We start from the raw sequence: 19,794 nt of genomic DNA, 5'->3' as shown, positions 1-19,794 counted from the left end.
GCGCTGGTGATCACTGCGCGCCGCGGATGAGGTGACGCTCTCGAGGATCCAGGAATCTGTCCTGCACACCGCTGCGGCGACTCCGCCTCTCGCTTTACATTCCAACTCCACTCGCGTATGACTTAGGTCACAGGCTTAATCATCTGCGACGGGGCGGTCATGTCGGATCAATTCGCAGATTTTCCCGAAACCGATCCGCATCAGGCGAACCTCTCAGATGGCGTCACCGCCGCAGTGCGCGCCGACTCCGGCGTAGATCGCCACGGGGTCCTCGACCTGCTCCAGGCAAGCCAGCTGGTGACTGAGGATCTCGACCTGGATCAGGTGCTGCACCATCTGGTCGAAGCGGCCCGCGCACTGGTCGATGCGCGTTTCGCCGCCCTCGGGGTTCTCGACGACGAGGGCACGCTGGAGCGATTCATCCACATCGGCATGTCCGCCGAACTCGTCAGACGGATGGGGGACCCGCCCCAGGGACTCGGCCTGCTCGGCGCCGTGCTCAACGGCGAAACCCTCCGGTTGCAGAATCTCGCCGAGGATCCTCGGTCGGTCGGCGCACCTCTAGGACACCCTGCAATGCAGGCCTTTCTCGGCGTCCCCATCACCATCCAGGGGAGCACATACGGTGCGCTCTATCTGACGAACCCTTCCGCGGAGGCGTTCACCGCAGACGACGAGGTCCTCATCCGTGCACTGGCCGGGACCGCCGCGACAGCCATCAACAACGCCCGGCTCTATGAACAAACCCGTCGAGCCCAGGAGCTCCACGCCGCGCTCGGGGACGCTGCGACGAGGCTGCTGGCCGCAGAGGACACGGAGATATTCGGCGTGCTTGCCGAGAGCATAGTGTCGCTCCTGGAGGCCCAGCTGGTCCTCGTGGCGGTCTCTGAATCGGTGGGCCGCGAACTCTACGTCGACACCGCGCGGGGGGGGCGGCGCCTGCCGGATCCAGGGAACCTCGGTGCCCTGGATGAACTGCGTCCTTTCCCGCGCCATGGAGGGAGAACCAGGCCTGACCCCGGTGCGAGGCGATGAGCCCATTCCGTTCACCGATGACCTGCCCAACGCCTCAATGATCGCGGTGCCTCTGACGGTCACCGGAGAACGGGTAGCCTCGCTGTGCGCCACCCGATCCGAGGCCGAACCTCCCTTCACCAGGGACGATCTCAAGCTGCTTGCGAAGTTCGCCGATCAGGCTGGCCTCGCTGTCGCCCTCGCCTGGGCCAGAGCCGACCAGCAGAGGATGCAGCTGGTCGAAGAACGCCAACGTATCGCCCGGGACCTCCACGATCACGTCATCCAGAACCTCTTCGCCACCGGCCTGGAGCTGCAGTCCTTGGCTTCGACGCATCCGCAGCTCACCGACAGCCTTGCACCGCCGGTAGACCGCATCGACTCTGCCATCACTGACATCCGGACTGCGATCTTTGCGCTGGAGACCCGAGCATCGACCGACCAGGTGAGGCACCGCCTCGTCGAGGCGATCTCCGAGATCACCCCCAGCCTCCCCTCTGCCCCCCGGATAACCTTCACCGGACCTGTTGACCTGCACCTGAACGGGTCCCTGGCCGACGACGCCGTCGCCGTGGTCCGAGAATCCCTCAGCAATGTTGCTCGTCACGCCAGAGCGAATGCCACCTCGGTGGACATCTCCGCCACTGGAAACCGCGTCACCATCACCGTCGACGACGATGGCGTCGGGGTGGCCTCCGCAATCTCACACCGAGGCGGCACCGAGAACCTCAGTGCCCGCGCCCACGCTCGCGGCGGCGAGTTCACACTCTCTCCGCTCAGCTCGGGCGGGACCCGCGCCCACTGGGAGGTCCCGATCACCTCAGAAGAGGCTCCTCGCGCCGGCTGAGTCCACAGGAATCTCAAGGCTTCGACCCACCCGTCACGAAACTCGGTGGGACCAATGGCCCTGGGATCACCCGAGCCAGCCGTCCATGGTGGTACGAAACCCATGGATCGCTGCGAGGAAGGGAGTGACTTCGGCTATGGAGAATATCGCGACCTGCCCCGTGCCGGGACGCCATCTGATGCGGACCGTGACGGCGGCACCGAACGTCCGGCGAGGAGCAGCCAAACCGGCCGTCAAACATGCATCTGAACTGGAATCAATGAAGGACAGGATCACGGTGTCGCCGCGCACCTCTGTGGAAACCGCGACGCAGCGAATCAAGAGCGCGATGCGCCGAAACCCGCACCTTGATGACACCCACGTCGCAGTGACCATCATCGAAGACACTGCAGTTCTGACCGGCTTCGTATCGTCTCCCGACCAGGTTGCGCAAGCGGCTATGGCGTCCGGAGCGTCCCCGGAGGTGACCCGGATCGAGAATCGGTTGCGGGTCCGCACCTGGTGACCCTGGCGATCCGGAAGGACTCATCCTATGGACGCTCCGACCACGCGGCGCACGAAGAACTGCATCTGCCCACATTGGGGCGGTGCCGCCGGCCTTGGCCACCGAGACCGACATCGACATCGCTGAGCAGGTGCTCCGCGATGCCCGCAGTCCATCCCGAGAGGATCGTCTTCCTCACCGAGCGAGGAGAAGCCGCCGCAGGGCTATTGGAACTTTCCCACGAGCAGCTCCTCTCCATCGAGCACGAGGGATGGGCGTCACTGTGCCGAGGCGAGGGCGGCACGTTCACGGAGAACTCATAACCGCAGATGCGGTCATGATCCTCGTCGACGGAACCGTCATGGACAGGGACACGATCGCCAGCACCCTCGATGCTGCGCCGCCCTGGGATTCCTTCATCATTGAGGACGCCCGGATCGTCGAGACCGGAACCGACTCAGCCGCCCTGATCTACCGCGCCCGTGCTGATCGAGACAGCGGCGAGTCGACCTTCGAGGCCATCATGACGAGTGTCTATCGCGTCGTCGCTGGAGCCCCCCGGCTCGCGCTCTACCAGCAGACGACGAGCACTCACTGAGCTCGGAAGCAGCCGACAGTGGCAGCCGAAACAGGCTCCCGCAGCATGGCTCCAGCTAACGCCCACCCCGCCGTGACGGGAGCACCGCGTGCAGCAGCGGCACCAGGGAAGCCACCATCAACACCGCGCCGAGCACAGTGTCCTCACCCCGCACCAGCGTTCCGGTCACCAGCAGCCCGGTGAAAAGCACCGCTGAGATGAGTCGCCGACCGACGCGCTCCAAAGCCGCGGTGCGCCGCTCGAGATCCGGGGTGCGCACGGCGATCCGACCGTCCTCGATCCGATCGACGACGTCGGAGAGTCGGCCCGGCAGCCGGAGTGCGGTCGACACGGTGGCCACGGCCTTGCGAGCCGCGTCCTCCACAGCTGGCCGGCCCTGGTCGCGGATGAGCTGCTCGGCATAGGGCTCGATGGCGTCCCAGAGGTTGAACTTGGAATCCAGGGTGCTGCAGACACCCGATATCAGCGAGACGGTTCGCAGCATCAGCAGGAAGTTCTCCGGCAGCTGGAACGGGAGCGAGCGGACCAGCTCGCCGAACTCGTTGGCGAAGTCGCGGAACTCCCGCGGGTCGACTTCCTTCAGCTCGGCGAAGCCCATCCCGCCGAAGCGGGCGAAGAGCTGGGTCATGGCACGCTCGAGCTCCGCGGTGTCGGCTGAGGGAAGCAGCACGCCCACCTCTTGGATCGCGTCGACCAGGCCTTTGCCATCGCGTGAGGCCGCGGCGATGAACACTCGGCGCAGTCCGTCGCGCAGCGTGTCCGGGATCTCGCCCATCATGCCGAAGTCGATGAAGGTCAGGTGCCACTGGGGTGGCTGCGCCTCTGCCGGCAGCTCGTCACCCGAGAGGGACTGGGTCTGAGTCGACGTTGCCGACGGGACCGGCGTCGGCGTCGGCGTGACGAAGATGTTCCCGGGATGCGGGTCGGCGTGGAAGAACCCGTGGACGAAGATCTGATCGAACATCACGTTCGCGAACTCGGTGGCGACTGCGTTCGGATCGATCCCCGCAGCCTTGAGCCGCGGCACATCATTGATCTTGATCGCGCTCACGTCCTGGAGGGTGAGCACCCGCCGCGTGGTGCGCTCCCACATCACCTCAGGCACGGAGACGCGCGGATCCTCGGCGAAGTTCCCCGCGAAGCGCTCGGCGTTGGACGCCTCATTGAGGTAGTCGATCTCCTGCAGGCTGGTCGCGGCGAACTCCTCCACCAGGGCAGGCGCGTCCACCCGGTTGCTCACCAGTCGGATGTGCGAGAGCCAGCGACCCACCCGTCGCAGTGCGGCCAGGTCGACGTCGACGATGTCATCGATCCCGGGGCGCTGGATCTTCACGACGGCGGCACCGATTCCGGCCAGGTCGGCGTCCTCGGGGGTGGGCGTGGCTCGGTGCGCCTGGCCCAGCGAGGCTGCTGCAAGCGGCGTGGAGTCCACGGCGGAGAAGACCTGCTCCAGCGGCGCGCCCAGTTCTCGCTCGGCCGCGGCCTGAATCTCGGCGAAGTCCACGGGACTGACCTCATCCTGCAGCCCTTCCAGCTCCTTGGTGATCTCCGGCGGCAGCACGTCCAACCGGGAGGAGAGGAACTGGCCGACCTTGATCATCAGCCCGCCGAGATCGACTGCGAGCACATGGAAGCGCTGCGCGAGACGCCGCATGCGTCGCGATCGCCCCACCCCGGCCAGCCGGGAGAGACCGAGGCGCGGCAGGAACAGCTCGAACCACCACACCTGCACCAGGTGAAGTGCAGCGAACCGCAGAATGCGGCGGTAGCGGGAGCGCAGCGACTTAGCGGTTGGACTCACTCGGTGTCCTGGACGCCGCGACCCCACTGGTCACCTGGGGCGAGCACGCCGTTCAATCCTGCGCGAGGATGGCGAAGAGCTTGCGACGCACCTGGTCGATCTCCTTCTCCGCCTGGTGGATCTGCTCCGGGGTTCCGGAGCGACCGACCTGCGCGGCGGCCTGAGCCAGTTCCATCCCGGCCTTGGACAGGGTTCGCACCGCGTGGCTGCGGTTCTCGGCACCCTGCCACTGAGCGGGCCACTGTTCCGCGGCGGCCGCGGCCTCCCGGCCTTCCTCGGTGAGTGAATACGTCTTGCGTCCGCCCTCGGCTTCGGCGTGGATCAGCCCTTCATCGGCCAGGAGCTGAAGCGTGGGGTACACCGAGCCGGGGCTGGGCTTCCACGCTCCTCCACTGCGCTGCTCGATCTCGTGGATGATCTGGTAGCCGTGCATCGAGCGTTCGGCCAGAAGAGCGAGAACCGCGGCTCGGACATCGCCACGGCTGGCACGTGGAGCGGATTTGTCCTTGAACGCACCACGCAGCTGATCGAGTGCATCCCACAGGTCAGCCGGTGGGCCTCCTGCAGCTGGTCGGCGGTCTCCGAAGATTCCGCGGGCATGTGAGTCGCCTGCAAATGATCCAGTCACAACAGCCTCCTTAGCGCCGCACCCAGGATGGGTCCGATCAGACTTAACGATATATCGCCCAGCAGGACAGCGTGAAGATGTGACGCTGTGTGCTCACCCGTCCTCACCCTTGGCCCAGGCGACATCCTCCAACGAGAGCTGCTGCGTCATGTCCTGGAGAAAGTCGATGACCACTTCGCGCTGCTCCGCGGTCAGCGCCGCGGCGGAGTGGAATCGCTTGGCCTGCTGCCGGCCGACCGTCTCCATCGCGGCTTCCGCTGTGGCTGGTGTGACTTGGACGATGAAGGCCCGCCGATCAGCCTGATGAACTTCACGGGTGACGTGGCCACCCTGCTCGAGCCGGTTCAGCAGCTTGGTGGTCGATGCCGCCGAAATCTCCAGGTGCGCCGCGAGCATCCCCGGCGTCACTGTGGTTCCGCGGTTCTCGGCCACGATCAGATAGTGGATTGCTCGCATGTCGAGCTGGCTCAGCTTCATGTACTGCTGGGAGGCCTCGGACAAGCGCTGCTCGGCGGTCCGCAGCTCCGACAGAGCCCGCATCAGTCGACCGATCTGCACGACGTCCGCGGAGGACACGTCGGAGCGATCCACGAGTCGTTCCAGCGGGTCCGTGGCATCCACCTCGTAGAGGTGCTCTGCTACGGGATCCGACCCGGTCTCTCCTGCTGACATGCTGACCACCTTACGACGCGGCACCGGCCCTAGCGGCGTTTATTATCCTGTGGTGTAATTTATCTTTGAAGACACTATATCCTTCACTCAAGCAACTCGTCTCGTCGGGAGAGAAGAACATGCCGCGCACCGCCACGGACACCCGCAGGTCACCCAGCTCCGGGGCGGGCAGACCCCGCGGTGACGGCATCGACGGCCACGCAGGCGAGAGCTCTGAGGGAGGAGGCTCCGGCGGCTCCGGCGCGGGGCATGGCGGTCGCCCCTCCCGGGGCAGCATTCCCCGGTGGCTGCGGGTCTTCCTCCCCGCCGTCCTGATCCTGATCTGGCTCACCGGCACCGCCATTGGAGGGCCGTACTTCGGCCGGGTCGCGGAGGTCTCCTCCAACGATCAGACGACGTACCTGCCTGAGTCCGCGGATGCCACCGCGGTGCAGGAGCTGCTGGGTGAGTTCAATGACTCAGACACGATCCCCGCCGTCGTAGTCGTCACCGCTGACTCGGAGCTCCGCGACGCGCAGACGACGGCGATCGGTGACGCCGTCGCGCAGCTTCCCGAGATCTCGGGCGTGCAGGACGATCTCTCCCCGGTGATCCCGTCCGAGGACGGGCTCGCGGTCCAGGCGTTCGTGCCGATCGGATCGGGGGAGGACCTCGGCGTCGTCGTCGGTGAGATCTCGGAGACTCTCCGTGCCGAGCTTCCCGACGTCGAGGTCTTCGTCACCGGACCCGCCGGGTTCACCGCAGACCTGGCCGCGGGGTTCGCCGGCATCGACGGAATCCTGCTCGCGGTCTCTCTGGCTGCGGTCTTCCTGATCCTGATCGTGGTGTACCGGTCGCTGCTGCTGCCGATCGCCGTGCTCGCGACGAGCGTCTTCGCACTCACGGTCTCACTGCTGACCGTCTGGTGGCTGGCCTATGCGGAGATCCTGCTGCTCAGCGGGCAGACCCAGGGCATCCTGTTCATCCTGGTCATCGGCGCTGCCACCGACTACTCGCTGCTCTACGTGGCGCGCTACCGGGAGGCGCTGCGGGTCCATCAGGACAAATGGACGGCGACCTGGAAGGGACTGCGTGGATCCTTCGAACCGATCCTGGCCTCCGGCGGCACCGTCATCGCGGGCCTGCTGTGCCTGCTGCTGAGCGACTTGAAGTCCAACAGCACCTTGGGCCCGGTCGCCTCGATCGGCATCCTCTTCGCCATAGCCTCAGCCCTCACCTTCCTGCCCGCAGTCCTCTACCTCTTCGGCCGTGCCGCCTTCTGGCCCCGCCGCCCCCGGTTCGAGCCCGAGGTCGTCGCCGCCGAGGACGGCGTCCCCAGCCGCGGGATCTGGGCGCGGACCGGACGAGCCGTCGAGCGCAGGCCCCGCCGCATCTGGATCGCCACGACCCTGATCCTGTTCCTGGGCGCCGTGGGCGTCACCCAGTTCGACGCGCAGGGCGTCCCGCAGTCGGAGCTGGTGCTGGGCGAGTCCGAGGCGCGCGACGGCCAGGTCGCCCTGGGCGAACACTTCCCGGGAGGCTCCGGCAGCCCCGCGTACGTGGTCACCGATGAAGACTCGCTCCAGAGCGCCGCGGATGTCCTGCTGGAGAACAGCGGGGTCGACGGGGTCACCGTGATGACCGACGACGACGCCGGTTCCGCCCCGGTGGACGCGCAAGGCGTGAGCGGCTTCGGGCCTCCCGGGACGCCTGCCCCGGAGCCTGTGGTGATCGACGGGTCGATCATGCTGCAGGGAACGCTCACCGATGCTGCTGATTCCTCGGCCGCCCAGGACACCGTCCGCGAGCTGCGGGAGACCTATGCCGAAGCCGACTCCGAGGTGCTGGTGGGCGGCGTGACCGCCACGGCGATCGACACCAACGATGCCGCGATCAGCGACCGGAACCTGATCATCCCCATCGTGCTGGTCGTCATCCTGCTCATCCTGATGCTCCTGCTGCGCTCGATCCTGGCGCCGGTGCTGCTGGTGCTCACGACGGTGCTGTCCTTCGCCACGGCCCTGGGGGTCTCGGCGCTGGTGTTCAACGGCGTCTTCGAGTTCCCGGGTGCCGATCCGACCGTGCCGCTCTATGGCTTCGTGTTCCTGGTCGCACTGGGGATCGATTACAACATCTTCCTGATGACCCGGGTGCGGGAGGAGTCGCTCACCCATGGCACGCGGCGAGGCGTCATCCGCGGGCTGACCGTCACGGGAGGTGTGATCACCTCTGCCGGCATCGTGCTCGCGGCGACGTTCGCGGCGCTCTCGGTGATCCCGATCCTGTTCCTGGCGCAGATCGCGTTCATCGTGGCCTTCGGCGTCCTGCTGGACACGTTCCTGGTGCGGGCTCTGCTGGTGCCGGCGCTGGTGCACGACATCGGACCCGCAGTCTGGTGGCCCTCGAAGCTCGCGAAGCACGACGGTGCGCCACCCGCTCAGATGCTGAGCTCCACGACCGGCGGGAAGTGATCAATGGCCTCATCTCCGTGGGGCGCCAGCTCGAGGTAGCTGAGCCGATCATCATCGATGAACAGCAACAGTGACGCCTTCGGGTGGTCGGCGCGCAGCACCACGCTCCTTCCGCCCTTAGACGTCCGAGCCCGTTCATCCACCAGATCGATCGACGGGCACGCGCCGCACTCGCAGCGCCGGCCCGCCGTGGTGGTCGGGATCGACTGGCGCCAGCGTGCACGCGCGGCGGCAGGCACGGGTCGGTCACCCCCGGAGGGAAGCGCCGTGTCGATCATGAAGGCCAGCACGTCTCGTTCGCGCTCGGTGAGGGGTCGTCCCATAGAGGGATCATAAGTGGACCGTCGGTTCAGATCCCCACTCCTCCTGGCTGATTGCGTTATCCGGTCGGTACGTATCGACCGAATAACGCAACCAGCCAGGAAGGGAAGGGTCGGTCGCGGAGGGGCTTCTCACTAGTCTGAGTCCATGACCCCACAACAGACCTGGCTCATCACCGGTGCCGGCCGCGGTCTGGGCCGCGCGGTCACGCTGGCAGCGCTCGAGGCGGGCCACTGCGTCGTCGCCACCGTGCGAGGGGGCCATGACCTTCCCGCATCCGACCAGCTCCTGGTGCGGGAGCTCGATGTCCGGGACAGGGCCGCCGCGTTCCAGGTCGTGGAGGACGCGGCCGCGAGGTTCGGGCGCCTCGACGTCGTCGTGAACAACGCAGGCTACGGGCTCATCGGCGCCGCCGAAGAGGTCAGTGAGGACGAGGCTCGCGACATCCTCGAGACGGACCTGTTGGGACCCCTCTGGCTGTGCCAGGCCGCGATCCCGATGATGCGCGACCAGGGACGCGGCCACATCATCCAGATCTCGACCGTGGGTGCGGTGGGCACGATGCCGACCCTGGGGCTCTACAACGCGGCCAAGTGGGGACTCGAGGGCTTCAGCGAGGCGATGGCCGCTGAAGTCGCACCGTTCGGAATCCGAGTGACCCTCGCCGAGCCGGGCGCCATCGCCACTGACTGGGCGGGCAAGAGCATGCGGTTCAGCACCCCGGTCGGCGCCTACGACGAGCTGCGCAAGAACCTCTTCGGCAGCCCGACCCTGCCCTGGCCCGCGAGCGACGCCAACGAGGGCGCCCCCGCCGCTGAGGTCGCCGCCGCGCTGCTGGTCCATGTGCGAGATGCCGACGATGCCCGGCTGAGGCTGCTCATCGGGGACGAGGCCCCCGAGCAGGTTCGAGCAGCGCTGGATCTGCGTCTCCAGGACTATGGGCGGGACCCGAGGTTCGACTGACACGCTGCACAGACCACCCCCGTGGTTGCGGTCTCCGGCGGATATATACCGACCGGAGACCGCAACCACGGGGGTGGAGTGGCGGGTGCGGTCGCGGTCAGCTCTGCGGCAGCGGTGCCTTGGCGGAGATCAGACCTTCCTGGACCAGCTCGTCCCAGAACGCACCGGGGATCGTCGCGGACAGCGCGGCGAGGTCCTCTGCGATCCGGCCCGGTCGGCTTGAACCGGGAATCACCGCGACCGCCGCGGGGTGAGCAATGGAGAACTGCAGGGCCGCCGCCTTGAGGTCGACGTCGTGCCGAGCGGCGACGGTTGACAGCGCTGCCACCTGATCCTTCACCGACTGTGGTGCTTCGGCGTAGTCGAAGTGATCTCCGCCCAGCAGTGCTCCGGAGTTGTAAGGGCCGCCCACGATGATTCCGACGCCCTGGGACTCTGCGTTGGGCATCATCCGCTGCAGCGCCTTCTCGTGCTGGAGGATGGTGTACTGCGTGGCGGAGAGGCTCAGGTCGGGAGGAGTCTCCTGAAGCTGCATGGCCAGTTCGATGGGCTCGGTGGTGTTCACGCCGAGACCCCAGCCCTTGATCAGACCCTGCTCGCGCATCTCGGTGAGCACGCGGAACGCTCCGGTGCGGGCCTCTTCGAACTTTGCGGTCCACTCGTCGCCGTGGAAGTCCGGGGAGATGTCGTGGACGAACACGAAGTCGAGCCGGTCGATGCCCAGGCGCTGCATGGACTGCGCGAGCGAGGTCCGCGTGGCCTCGGCGGTGTAGTCGGTGATGACCTTGTTGCTGCGACCGTCGGCGAAGAGCCCTTCCTTCTCCTCGGTCTCATCAGACATGTAGCGCCCGACCTTGGTGCTGAGCAGAAACTCATCGCGCGGCTTCTCCCCCAGGACGACGCCGAGACGCTTTTCGGCAAGACCGGCTCCGTAGAACGGGGCGGTGTCGAAGTAGCGGATGCCGGCGTCCCAGGCGGCCTCGACGGTGGCGAGCGCCTCGTCCTCGGGGATCTCGCGGAACATGTTGCCCAGGGGTGCCGTGCCGAAGCCGAGGGTGTTTTTCAGCAGCTGGTGAAGCTCGCGCATAGGATCAGAATTCCTCACATTTGTCGGTGTTCTCCTCCGGGCCAACGCCCCCTGGGCGGGGGTTTATTTCTCGGCACCAGCAGTTCCAGCACTCACAAGCTGTCGTCGACGCGGCGGAGCAGCTCCTCGACTTCATCCTCTTCAGTCGGTGCCGAGCCGTCCTGGCGTCGAAGAACCGCGAGGGTCGGCCGTGGGCCAGCTGAACGTGAACCGCGCGCCGCCCGAAGACCTGTTCCCGGTGGCCACTCGGCCGCCATGCAGCTCCGCGGCCTGTTCCACGATGGCCAGCCCCAACCCGGACCCGTGCCGCTGTCGGGAACCGGCACCGCGGAAGAACCGCTGGAACAGCAGCGGAACCTCCTGGACGGCGATCCCCGGTCCCTCGTCGCACACCTCGATGGCGTAGCTCTTCGGCGTCGCCTTCAAGGCGATCGTCACCGTCCCTCCCTCGGGGCTCACCTGGACCGCGTTGCGCGCCAGGTTGGTCACGGCGCGTTCAAGCGTGTGCGGGAAGACCACTGCCTCAGCGTCGGGCCCCTCGACCTTCACTGTGACCTGGGGGTTCAATCGGCGAACTCGATTCGCCGCAGCCTCGAGGAGCTCCCCGAGCGACACCGACGACGGCGGCTCCGCCGTGGAGTCACCGCGGGCGAGCGTGACGATCTGGTCGACCTCCTCGGCCAGCGCCGTGACCTGCGAATCCAGGTCTCGGATCAGCTGTTCCCGCTCCTCTCCACCCTCACCCTGGCTGCGTTCCAGGCGTGCGAGCAGGCCGAAGTCGTTTCGCAGAACCGTGAGCGGGGTGCGCAGCTCGTGACTCGCGTTCTCCAACAGTTCACGCTGCTGCGCGCGGCTGGACTCCAGCGCGGAGAGCATCGAGTTGAACGATGTGCTCAGCCGCGCCAATTCATCCCGGCCCCCCGCCGTGACGGGAACCCGGCGGCTCAGATCACCGGTTGCCGTGACAGCCTCTGACGCTGCGACCAGTCGCTGCACCGGACGGACGGCAGTTCGCGCGATCAGCCAGCCCAGACCGGCCGCCACCGTCACTCCGACCAGCGCGATGGCGCTCAACGCCCAGGCAACAGCTGAGAGCGTCTTTTCCAACGCAGCCAGTGGCTGGAACATCCGCATCAGCGACCCGCTGTCGCTCACCGCAGCCGTCAGCACGCGGTAGCTCTGACCCTCGATCATCACGTTGTCCAGGCGGGGTTCTCCCGGAGCGGGCGCGGGAAGACTCTCGACCTTCGGGCTCTCCAGACTCAGTGCACCTGGAGCGAGCTGGCGATCGACGGAACCGTCGGGACCGATGAACTGCACGGCCACCTGGTCATCCTGGGTCAGCGAGTTGAATCGCAGCAACCGGTCTCTGGCCATGGCGCCCGGTGGGAGCTCCTCAGAGACCGACCGGATCTCTCCGGCGTCTGGCACGCGGCTCAGAAGGGTGTCATCCAGTTGAGCCATCAGCACTGAGCGGATCATCGTCCAGGCCAGGAGCGCCGCGATCACGAAGGCCAGTGCCACCGCCGACGCCACCAGCGCGGTGATCCGCGAGCGGAGGCTCATCCCTCACCTCGAACGGAGTAGCCGACCCCGCGCACGGTGTGGATCAGTCCGTGGACCCCTGCCCCGGCGAGCTTGCGCCGCAGGTATCCGACGTAGACCTCCAGCGAGTTGGAACTCTCATCCAGGTCTCCGTCCCAGACGTGGTCATAGAGCGCCCGCCGGGTCAGCACCTGGCCGGGGTGGCGCAGAAGCAGCGCAAGCAGCAGGAACTCGGTCCGCGTGACGGCCACATCCTCTCCTCCGACAGTGACCCGCCATGCACCGGGGTCGACGACCACCTGCCCATGACTCAACAGCGCCTCGGAACTGGCCGGCACCGATCGGCGCAGCAACGCCCTCAGCCGAGCCAGCAGCTCCTCGTAGGCGAAGGGCTTCGGAAGGTAGTCATCTGCCCCGGCATCGAGCCCAGCGACCCGGTCGGTCACGGCGTCACGGGCCGTCAGCATCAAGACCGGGACCACCTCGCCGGCGGCGCGGATGCGCCGACACACCTCCAGGCCTCCCAGCGTGGGCAGCATCAGGTCAAGGATGACGAGATCCGGCCGAGTCGCCGCAAGCGCCTCCAAAGCCTCGGACCCGTCGGTCGCAGTGGTGACCGCATACCCTTCGAAACGCAGGGAACGAGCCACGGAGCGCAGAAGGGCCGGTTCGTCGTCGACGAGAAGGATTCGCATAGACGGGATTCTCCTGGTTCGACCCGTGAAAATCGAGCACTTTCCTGCGACTGCCGGTCGGCTCGGCGGATCCCGTCACTGCTGGGCTGCGGCCCCCGCAACGACTGCGTCCTATCTCGTCGCAGCGCGTTCACTGGTGCGCCGCCACCGCTCCTTCAGGCCTTCAGACAGCTCTTCCCATGATTCCGCGGCGGGCGCCATCAGGCCGTCCAGCAGCTTCCTGCGCTCGTCATAGAGGGCTCGGGTCGCATCGTCCGGATCAGCAGACGAATCGGTGGCTGTTCCAGGTAGTCCGGCCGGACGGAGGATGAACATGTTCGAGGACCTCTCCCTGAGGATGAAGTTCGCCACTGTGGAACTTACGTTCCAAGCGTGAAGGACATTCATAAAGCCACCTTAGGAATTTGATAAGGGTCTTCTAAGAAGTTCAAGATCTCTGACCCCAGCCCTGGAGAAGCAGACCGAGAAAACACAGAGCCCGGCACCCCGGCCCGGACCCTTTGACATCCGCCCGAATCGTGCCCAAAACTGCTCATCAGGAGCCTCAGGACCAGTGCCGCTGCTGAGCGTTCACCGCCGCGGGCCGTTCCCCGCCGAAGCAAGGATCCTTGATGCACTCCAGCGCAACACCGGGCGCCCGCTCCCGTCCTCTCATGGGGACTGCAGCAGTCGCCGCCGTCGTCCTCGCGCTGGCAGGCTGCGCCGATGACAGCGCTCAGGCGCTCGGAGACTCAGACGCCTCGGGCGAGGACTCCGCGTCCTCGGCATCGGTGGACCTCGGCCACGAGACCGGGCCTCGCGTGCGGGTCAATCAGCTCGGCTACCTGCCCGACGGCCCGAAGCGCGCCACGCTGGTGACCGAGCAGCAAGAGTCCGTGAGCTGGGAGCTGCGCGACGACGACGGCGAGCTCGCGGCGCAAGGGACGTCCTCCCCGGAGGGCTTCGACCCCTCGGCGGGCCTCGACGTGCACACGATCGATTTCAGCGACTACGGCGACTTCGGATGGGGCTACACGCTGAGCGCCGAGGGCGAGCAGAGCTACCCCTTCGACATCGCCGAGGACCTCTACAGCTCATTGCGTGAGGATTCGCTGAACATCTACTACACCCATCGATCTGGCATCCCGATCGAAGCGATCGAGGTCGAGGGGACCCTCGAGCGGCAGGAGTACGAGCGTCCTGCCGGGCACGTCTCGGAGTTCGTGCCCCCCTGGGAAGACCTGCCCGATGCCGACGACCTCAACCGCGGCGATCTGCAGGTGCCCTGCCTGCCGGCGGAGCGCTTCGTGTGGAACGGGGCGGAGCAGCACGGCAGCGCCGACGTCTACGCCGACCCTGAGGCCTGGCGCTGCCCGGAGGACTACGCGCTGGATGCCGCAGGCGGCTGGTACGACGCCGGCGACCACGGCAAATATGTGGTCAACTCTGGGATCTCGGTGAGCCAGCTGCTGGCCACCTATGAGCGCAGCCAGACCGCCGAGACCACCGTGGAGGAGGCCCTCGGGGATGAGACCCTGCTGGTCCCCGAGCGGGGCAACGGGGTGCCCGACATCCTCGACGAGGTCCGCTGGAACCTCGAATGGATGCTCTCCATGCAGGTGCCCGCGGACACCTGGATGACGATCGACGGGGTCGAGATCGATGCGGGCGGGATGGCGCACCACAAGCTGCACGACGTCGCCTGGACCGGGATGGACACGCTCCCCCATGAGGATCCGATGCCGCGATACCTGCACCGGCCCTCCACGGCTGCGACGCTGAACCTGGCCGCGGCGGCGGCCCACGGCGCCCGCGTCTACGAGCCGTTCGATCCTGACTTCGCCGAGGAGCTGCGCGACGCCGCGGAATCCGCATGGATCGCGGCCTCCGAGCACGACGACATCTACCGGAGCAGCGAGGGTACGGACCCGAATCCCGGCGGCGGGCCGTACGAGGATCACGAGTTCGGTGATGAGTTCTACTGGGCGGCGGCACAGCTGTACCTGACCACGGGATCAGCCAGCTATGAGGACGCGGTGACCACCAACGCGCATCATGTGGGCGGGGCCGAGGATCAGGTCTTCGGCACCCCGGCCTTCGACTGGCAGAACACCGCCGCCGCCGCTCGGCTGGACCTGGCCACCGTGGACAGCGAGCTGGAAGACCGCGAGGAGGTCATCGACTCGGTGATCCAGGGCGCCGACGCCTATCTGGCGATCCAGGAGGGCCAGCCCTTTGGACACCCCTATGCTCCCGAAAAATACCACTGGGGATCCAATCACATGGTGCTCAACAACGCCGCGGTGATCGCCACCGCCTTCGACCTCACGGGGGAGGCGCAATATCGCGATGCCGGGATCGAGGCCATCGACTATGTCCTGGGCCGCAATGCGATCAACAACTCTTACATCACCGGCTACGGCAGCTACTTCTCCGAGAACATGCACAGCCGCTGGTACGCGGCCGATCATGAGCGTCTCCCGCCGTTCCCCGACGGCAAGCTCGCCGGCGGAGCCAACTCGATCCTCGGTGACCCCACGGCGCAGGACGGACTCTCCGGCTGCGCGCCGCAGTTCTGCTACGTGGATGCGCCCGACTCCTGGTCGACCAATGAGACGACCATCAACTGGAACGCCGCGCTGGCCTGGCACGCCAGCTGGCTCGACGACATGGGCCGCGCGGAACGCTAGCTCGGCGCCCCCGACGGCACGCGGCCGCTGGCCCGTCGTCGTGCAGACGGCTGCGCCGCTGCATCGCAGCGAGCCCGAGGTGGATGTGGTGGACCTCCGCGGCGTCACATTGCCAGTACGGGACGTGCCGCCTGATCTAGGATCGGGTCCATGTCTGCCGTCTCGGAAGGTCCCATGAAGATCCTGGTGGTGGATGACGAGGCGCCGCTGGTCCACCTGATCGAGCAGTACCTCCTGCGCGAGGGGTTCCACGTCGAGGCGACCGGAGATGGAGCGCGCGCAGTGGACATCGTGCGGGAACAGAACCCCGCGGTCGTGATCCTTGACCTCGGGCTCCCAGGCTTGGACGGCGTGGAGGCCTGCCGCCGGATCCGCACCTTCTCCGACTGCTACATCATCATGCTCACAGCCCGGGCCGAGGAGGTGGACCGACTGATCGGACTCTCCGTCGGCGCAGACGACTATGTGACCAAACCCTTCAGCCCCCGGGAGCTGGTGCTGCGGGTGAAGGCGATGCTGCGCAGGCCCCGAAACGCCTCCGAGACGGACCCCGCGTCCCACCAGCTGGGGGACCTCCGCGTTGATCTGGCCGGACGGGAGGTCCAGCTCCGCGGGAGGCCGGTGGATCTCACCCTGACCGAGTTCGAGGTCCTGGCGGCCCTGCTCTCGGAACCCGGAGTGGCGCTGTCCCGGAGCGCGCTGATCACCAAGGTGTGGGGCGATGACTGGTTCGGCGACCACCACCTGGTCGACGTCCACATCGGGCATCTCCGCCGGAAGCTCGGCGACGATCCCACGAACCCCCGGTTCATCCACACCGTCCGGGGCATCGGGTACAAGACAGGACCCAGGCCTTGATCCGGCCGAGGCGCCTCACCGGTCTGGGCACCCGGATCCTCACCGCGCTGATCCTGGTGCTGTGCGTGGCGGTTGTGACGGCCTGGGTCGTCGCGCTTGTGGTCGGACCAGCGATCTTCGATGACCATATGGAGATGGTCGAGACCGCTGACCCCGATCCCGGCGTCGTGGCCCACGCGGAGGAGGCCTTCGACGCCGCGTGGAGGCTGTCCCTGCTGCTGGCCCTCCTGGCCGCATTCGGGACGTCCATCGTGGTCACCGTGATCCTGGTCCGCCGACTGGTCAGGCCGATCCGCAAGATCCGCGCAGCCGTGGGTGAGATCACCGAGGGCGACTACTCCGCGAGGGTCCCGGAGAGCAGCATCGGAGCGGAGTTCACCGAGCTGATGGTCGCCTTCAACAGCATGGCCGCAGAGCTGGACCGCACTGAGCTCACGCGTCAGCGGCTGCTCTCAGATCTCGCTCATGAGATGCGCACACCGGTGTCCACCGTCGATGGGTACCTAGAAGCGATGCAGGACGGGGTCGCCCAGGCTGATGAGCAGACCCTGGTGATGCTCAGAGAACAGACCGAACGTCTCAAACGTCTTGCCGAGGACATCTCCCTGGTCAGTGCCGCCGAGGAGGGACGTCTGAACCTCCGTCCCGCTCCCGTGACAGTCGGTGAGCTCCTCGACGCCGCCTCTGCCCAGATCCGCGCCCGCTATCAGGCCGCCGGCGTGCACCTCGCGGTCAAGGCCGACGGCCGGACCAGAGCTGCACGGATCAGCGTGGACCGCGACCGCATCGGTCAGGTCCTGACCAACCTGCTCGACAACGCGCTGCACCACACGGACCCCGACGACGAGGTGTTCCTCGGCGCTCGCACGTCGAAATCTTCCGTGACCTTCGACGTCGTCGACACCGGACACGGAATCGACGCTGGCCACCTTCCGCACATCTTTGAACGCTTCTACCGCGCCGACAGCGCGCGCGACCGCACCCACGGCGGATCCGGGATCGGACTCGCGATCGTGCGCTCCATCGTCACCGCTCACGACGGATCCGTCTGGGCCTCCAGCAGAGGGACGGGCAGCGGTGCGGCCTTCACCGTCGAGCTGCCTCAGTCCGCCCACAAAACCATGAAGGTTCCATAAAGGACCCACGTCTCCACAACGCCCACAAGGGCAGATGGATAGAGTCAAGAGCTGGGTGCTCACCGTCACGGGGCCCACCAACGGATCAGACAGGGAGCGGGAGTGTTGTCTCAGCGAAAGACCTCCAGGGAGAGGCCGCCTCGCTCGGGTGTTCAGCGGATGATTGCGCTGGACGCGGCACGCGGCCTGGCGGTGATCGGCATGATCGCCGTCAACACGGGTCCCCGCGGCGACAACGAGCTCCTGGAGCTGCTCTACCGGGTTCCATACGGTCGGGCATCGCTGCTCTTCGTCCTCCTCGGCGGCATCGGAATCTCCCTGATGACCCGGCGCAGTCGCGTACAGCACGCTCCGCTGCCCTGGATCTCGCTGCTCTGGCGCTGCGCCCTGCTGCTCCTCGGAGGGCTCGCGCTCCAAGAACTCACCCACGACGTCTCGGTCATTCTGCAGATCTACGCCCTGCTGATCCTCTTCTCCCTCCCGCTCCTGCGGGCCTCCGGCAGGATCCTGCTGCTCACCGCCGCAGCCAGCACCCTCATCGGCCCGCTGATCTGGATCGCGGTGCAGTCTCAGACCGACGGAGACTTCGATCGAGACCCCGTCTCCGCCTCCGACCCGCTCTGGGGGATCTTCACCGACATCGTCCTCACGGGCCCCTACCCCCTGATCGTCTGGGCTGCTCCCTTCGTGCTCGGGATCTGGCTCGGACGCATCGCCCTCACGGACGCGAAAGTCAGCACCCGGATGATCATCTGGGGAGCCGTGGCGGCGATCGGGGCCCGCGTGGCCTCGCTTCTCCTGCTGGCGACCTTCGTTGAACCCACGAGCGACCTGGCCTGGCAGCGACTCTTCAGCTCAGTGGCCCACTCCCAGATGCCGCTTTGGCTGATCGGCGGCACGGGCTCCGCGGTGTTCGTCCTCGGCGTGTGCCTGAAGATCCGCACCTGGTCCCACCCGGTGGCGTCTCCCCTGATCCACCTGGGCCAGCTGGCCCTGACGGCCTACGTGGGACACCTGCTGATCCTCGCTTTCATCGTCCGTCCGGGACCCGACACGCTGCTCGAGGGGGTCCTCGCGAGCGCCGCGACGGTCGCCGCCCTGACGGCGTTCACCTGGCTCTGGCGGCAGCGCTTCACCCGAGGGCCGCTGGAGGTTCTCCTGCGGGCGCCCAAACTGTCCCGGCGGGCGCGCTGAGCAGACCGGCCAGGCTCAGATCTCGCGCTCTGATCAAGAACGAGTCTGCACTTGATGAAGGTTTCTTCAAGATCGCGCTTCTGGGCAATGCCGGGGCCGGCCGCGCGGTTGACTCCTGAACAAGGCACTGCTGACTTCGATCAAGGAGAACACCATGAGGACCAGGACATCTGCAGCGTTCATCGGCGCCTTCGCGCTCACCGCCGCACTGACCGGCTGCGGCCCCACCGAGGACCCGGCTGATGACACCCCGTCCGATCAGGAGCAGGCCGCGGAGGAGACCTCATCGGACTACAACGACGCCGATGTGGACTACATCTCCGGCATGATTCCCCACCACCAGCAGGCAGTCCAGATGTCCGAGATGATGCTCGAGAAGGACGACGTCGAGCCAGAGGTTCAGACCCTTGCCGAGGATATCCGTGACGCTCAGGGCCCCGAGATCGAGCAGATGGAATCCTGGCTGGATGCGTGGGGGGCGAGCGACGAGGCCTCCGACCATGGGGACATGGAGGACATGGACCACGAGGACATGGGCGATGGAGAAGACATGGGCGGCGAGATGGACGGCGACGCGATGGGCGGCGAAATGGGCCATGAGGGCATGATGAGCGAGGACGACCTCGAACAGCTCGACGAGTCCACCGGCACCGCCGCGTCGAGCCTGTTCCTGGAGCAGATGATCGTCCACCATGAAGGCGCCGTCGCTTCGGCAGAGCAGCACCTTCAGGACGGCGAGAGCCCCGAAGCCCTGGAGCTCTCGGAGTCCATCATCGAGTCCCAGCAGGCCGAGATCGAGCAGATGGAAGAACTGCTGACCGACCTCTGAGGA

20 protein-coding genes are annotated in these 19,794 nt (G+C 66.7%); 12 read left to right on the top strand and 8 right to left on the bottom strand.

Features of this window, described 5'->3' with window-relative positions:
* Nucleotides 1-159: 159 nt before the first annotated feature.
* From ACHAA4_RS09370 to ACHAA4_RS09350, 5 genes are all read left to right on the top strand, one after another.
* Nucleotides 160-1,035 (top strand): GAF domain-containing protein, encoded by an 876-nt coding sequence (locus ACHAA4_RS09370; RefSeq protein ID WP_435773907.1) that lies wholly within the window; start codon nt 160-162, stop codon nt 1,033-1,035.
* Nucleotides 971-1,861 carry a sensor histidine kinase gene (locus tag ACHAA4_RS09365; protein ID WP_435773906.1) on the top strand — a complete coding sequence of 297 codons (891 nt, stop codon included), beginning with the start codon at nt 971-973 and terminating at the stop codon, nt 1,859-1,861. The genes ACHAA4_RS09370 and ACHAA4_RS09365 overlap by 65 nt, the downstream gene beginning before the upstream one ends.
* Nucleotides 1,862-1,997: 136 nt before the next feature.
* The gene (locus tag ACHAA4_RS09360; RefSeq protein WP_435773905.1) at nt 1,998-2,366 is read left to right on the top strand and encodes a BON domain-containing protein; all 369 of its coding nucleotides are present in this window, start codon (nt 1,998-2,000) and stop codon (nt 2,364-2,366) included.
* A 140-nt stretch (nt 2,367-2,506) separates the two neighbouring features.
* A complete protein-coding gene (locus ACHAA4_RS09355) occupies nt 2,507-2,668 on the top strand; it encodes a hypothetical protein (RefSeq protein WP_435773904.1) in 162 nt (53 codons plus the stop codon).
* Nucleotides 2,669-2,682: 14 nt separating this feature from the next.
* Nucleotides 2,683-2,943, top strand: a complete 261-nt coding sequence (locus ACHAA4_RS09350) for a hypothetical protein (protein WP_435773903.1) — start codon at nt 2,683-2,685, stop codon at nt 2,941-2,943.
* 55 nt (nt 2,944-2,998) lie between these two features.
* Here the strand turns inward: ACHAA4_RS09350 and ACHAA4_RS09345 are convergent, their stop codons facing one another.
* From ACHAA4_RS09345 to ACHAA4_RS09335, 3 genes are all read right to left on the bottom strand, one after another.
* A complete protein-coding gene (locus ACHAA4_RS09345; protein ID WP_435773902.1) occupies nt 2,999-4,771 on the bottom strand; it encodes an ABC1 kinase family protein in 1,773 nt (590 codons plus the stop codon).
* 25 nt (nt 4,772-4,796) lie between these two features.
* Nucleotides 4,797-5,372, bottom strand: a complete 576-nt coding sequence (locus ACHAA4_RS09340; protein ID WP_435773901.1) for a helix-turn-helix transcriptional regulator — start codon at nt 5,370-5,372, stop codon at nt 4,797-4,799.
* A gap of 93 nt (nt 5,373-5,465) precedes the next feature.
* The gene (locus ACHAA4_RS09335; RefSeq protein WP_435773900.1) at nt 5,466-6,044 is read right to left on the bottom strand and encodes a MarR family winged helix-turn-helix transcriptional regulator; all 579 of its coding nucleotides are present in this window, start codon (nt 6,042-6,044) and stop codon (nt 5,466-5,468) included.
* Between the two features lie 119 nt (nt 6,045-6,163).
* Between ACHAA4_RS09335 and ACHAA4_RS09330 the strand changes: the two genes are divergently transcribed.
* Complete coding sequence (locus tag ACHAA4_RS09330; protein WP_435773899.1) at nt 6,164-8,494, top strand: MMPL family transporter; 2,331 nt, start codon at nt 6,164-6,166, stop codon at nt 8,492-8,494.
* Here the strand turns inward: ACHAA4_RS09330 and ACHAA4_RS09325 are convergent.
* The gene (locus tag ACHAA4_RS09325) at nt 8,461-8,817 is read right to left on the bottom strand and encodes a hypothetical protein (protein WP_435773898.1); all 357 of its coding nucleotides are present in this window, start codon (nt 8,815-8,817) and stop codon (nt 8,461-8,463) included. The two genes, ACHAA4_RS09330 and ACHAA4_RS09325, sit on opposite strands and share 34 nt — an antisense overlap.
* A 145-nt stretch (nt 8,818-8,962) precedes the next feature.
* Here ACHAA4_RS09325 and ACHAA4_RS09320 point away from each other — a divergent pair, with 145 nt between their 5' ends.
* Nucleotides 8,963-9,778: an SDR family NAD(P)-dependent oxidoreductase gene (locus ACHAA4_RS09320; RefSeq protein WP_435773897.1), complete on the top strand. Its 816-nt coding sequence runs from the start codon at nt 8,963-8,965 to the stop codon at nt 9,776-9,778.
* Between the two features lie 97 nt (nt 9,779-9,875).
* Here ACHAA4_RS09320 and ACHAA4_RS09315 read toward each other — a convergent pair whose 3' ends face one another.
* From ACHAA4_RS09315 to ACHAA4_RS09300, 4 genes are all read right to left on the bottom strand, one after another.
* Nucleotides 9,876-10,865: an aldo/keto reductase gene (locus tag ACHAA4_RS09315; protein WP_435773896.1), complete on the bottom strand. Its 990-nt coding sequence runs from the start codon at nt 10,863-10,865 to the stop codon at nt 9,876-9,878.
* 141 nt (nt 10,866-11,006) lie between these two features.
* Nucleotides 11,007-12,431, bottom strand: a complete 1,425-nt coding sequence (locus tag ACHAA4_RS09310; RefSeq protein WP_435773895.1) for a HAMP domain-containing sensor histidine kinase — start codon at nt 12,429-12,431, stop codon at nt 11,007-11,009.
* Nucleotides 12,428-13,105 (bottom strand): response regulator transcription factor, encoded by a 678-nt coding sequence (locus tag ACHAA4_RS09305; protein WP_435773894.1) that lies wholly within the window; start codon nt 13,103-13,105, stop codon nt 12,428-12,430. The genes ACHAA4_RS09310 and ACHAA4_RS09305 overlap by 4 nt, the downstream gene beginning before the upstream one ends.
* A gap of 111 nt (nt 13,106-13,216) precedes the next feature.
* Nucleotides 13,217-13,420 carry a hypothetical protein gene (locus ACHAA4_RS09300; RefSeq protein ID WP_435773893.1) on the bottom strand — a complete coding sequence of 68 codons (204 nt, stop codon included), beginning with the start codon at nt 13,418-13,420 and terminating at the stop codon, nt 13,217-13,219.
* Between the two features lie 338 nt (nt 13,421-13,758).
* Here ACHAA4_RS09300 and ACHAA4_RS09295 point away from each other — a divergent pair, with 338 nt between their 5' ends.
* The 5 genes from ACHAA4_RS09295 (at nt 13,759) to ACHAA4_RS09275 (ending at nt 19,791) form a co-directional block, all read left to right on the top strand.
* Nucleotides 13,759-15,774 (top strand): glycoside hydrolase family 9 protein, encoded by a 2,016-nt coding sequence (locus ACHAA4_RS09295; RefSeq protein WP_435773892.1) that lies wholly within the window; start codon nt 13,759-13,761, stop codon nt 15,772-15,774.
* Nucleotides 15,775-15,924: 150 nt separating this feature from the next.
* The gene (locus ACHAA4_RS09290) at nt 15,925-16,632 is read left to right on the top strand and encodes a response regulator (protein WP_435773891.1); all 708 of its coding nucleotides are present in this window, start codon (nt 15,925-15,927) and stop codon (nt 16,630-16,632) included.
* Nucleotides 16,629-17,768 carry a sensor histidine kinase gene (locus tag ACHAA4_RS09285; RefSeq protein ID WP_435773890.1) on the top strand — a complete coding sequence of 380 codons (1,140 nt, stop codon included), beginning with the start codon at nt 16,629-16,631 and terminating at the stop codon, nt 17,766-17,768. Before ACHAA4_RS09290 ends, ACHAA4_RS09285 begins: the two co-directional genes overlap by 4 nt.
* A gap of 159 nt (nt 17,769-17,927) precedes the next feature.
* Entirely contained in the window at nt 17,928-18,962 is a 1,035-nt protein-coding gene (locus ACHAA4_RS09280; protein WP_435773889.1) for a DUF418 domain-containing protein, read from the top strand.
* A 154-nt stretch (nt 18,963-19,116) separates the two neighbouring features.
* On the top strand, nt 19,117-19,791 hold the full coding sequence (locus tag ACHAA4_RS09275) for a DUF305 domain-containing protein (protein WP_435773888.1): 675 nt from the start codon (nt 19,117-19,119) through the stop codon (nt 19,789-19,791).
* The last annotated feature ends 3 nt before the right edge of the window (nt 19,792-19,794 follow it).

Source organism: Nesterenkonia maliinae, from assembly GCF_051262655.1.
Taxonomy (GTDB): Bacteria; Actinomycetota; Actinomycetes; order Actinomycetales; family Micrococcaceae; genus Nesterenkonia.
Note: the sequence above shows the minus strand (reverse complement) of the source record. Positions and strands in the feature narration are given on the sequence as shown.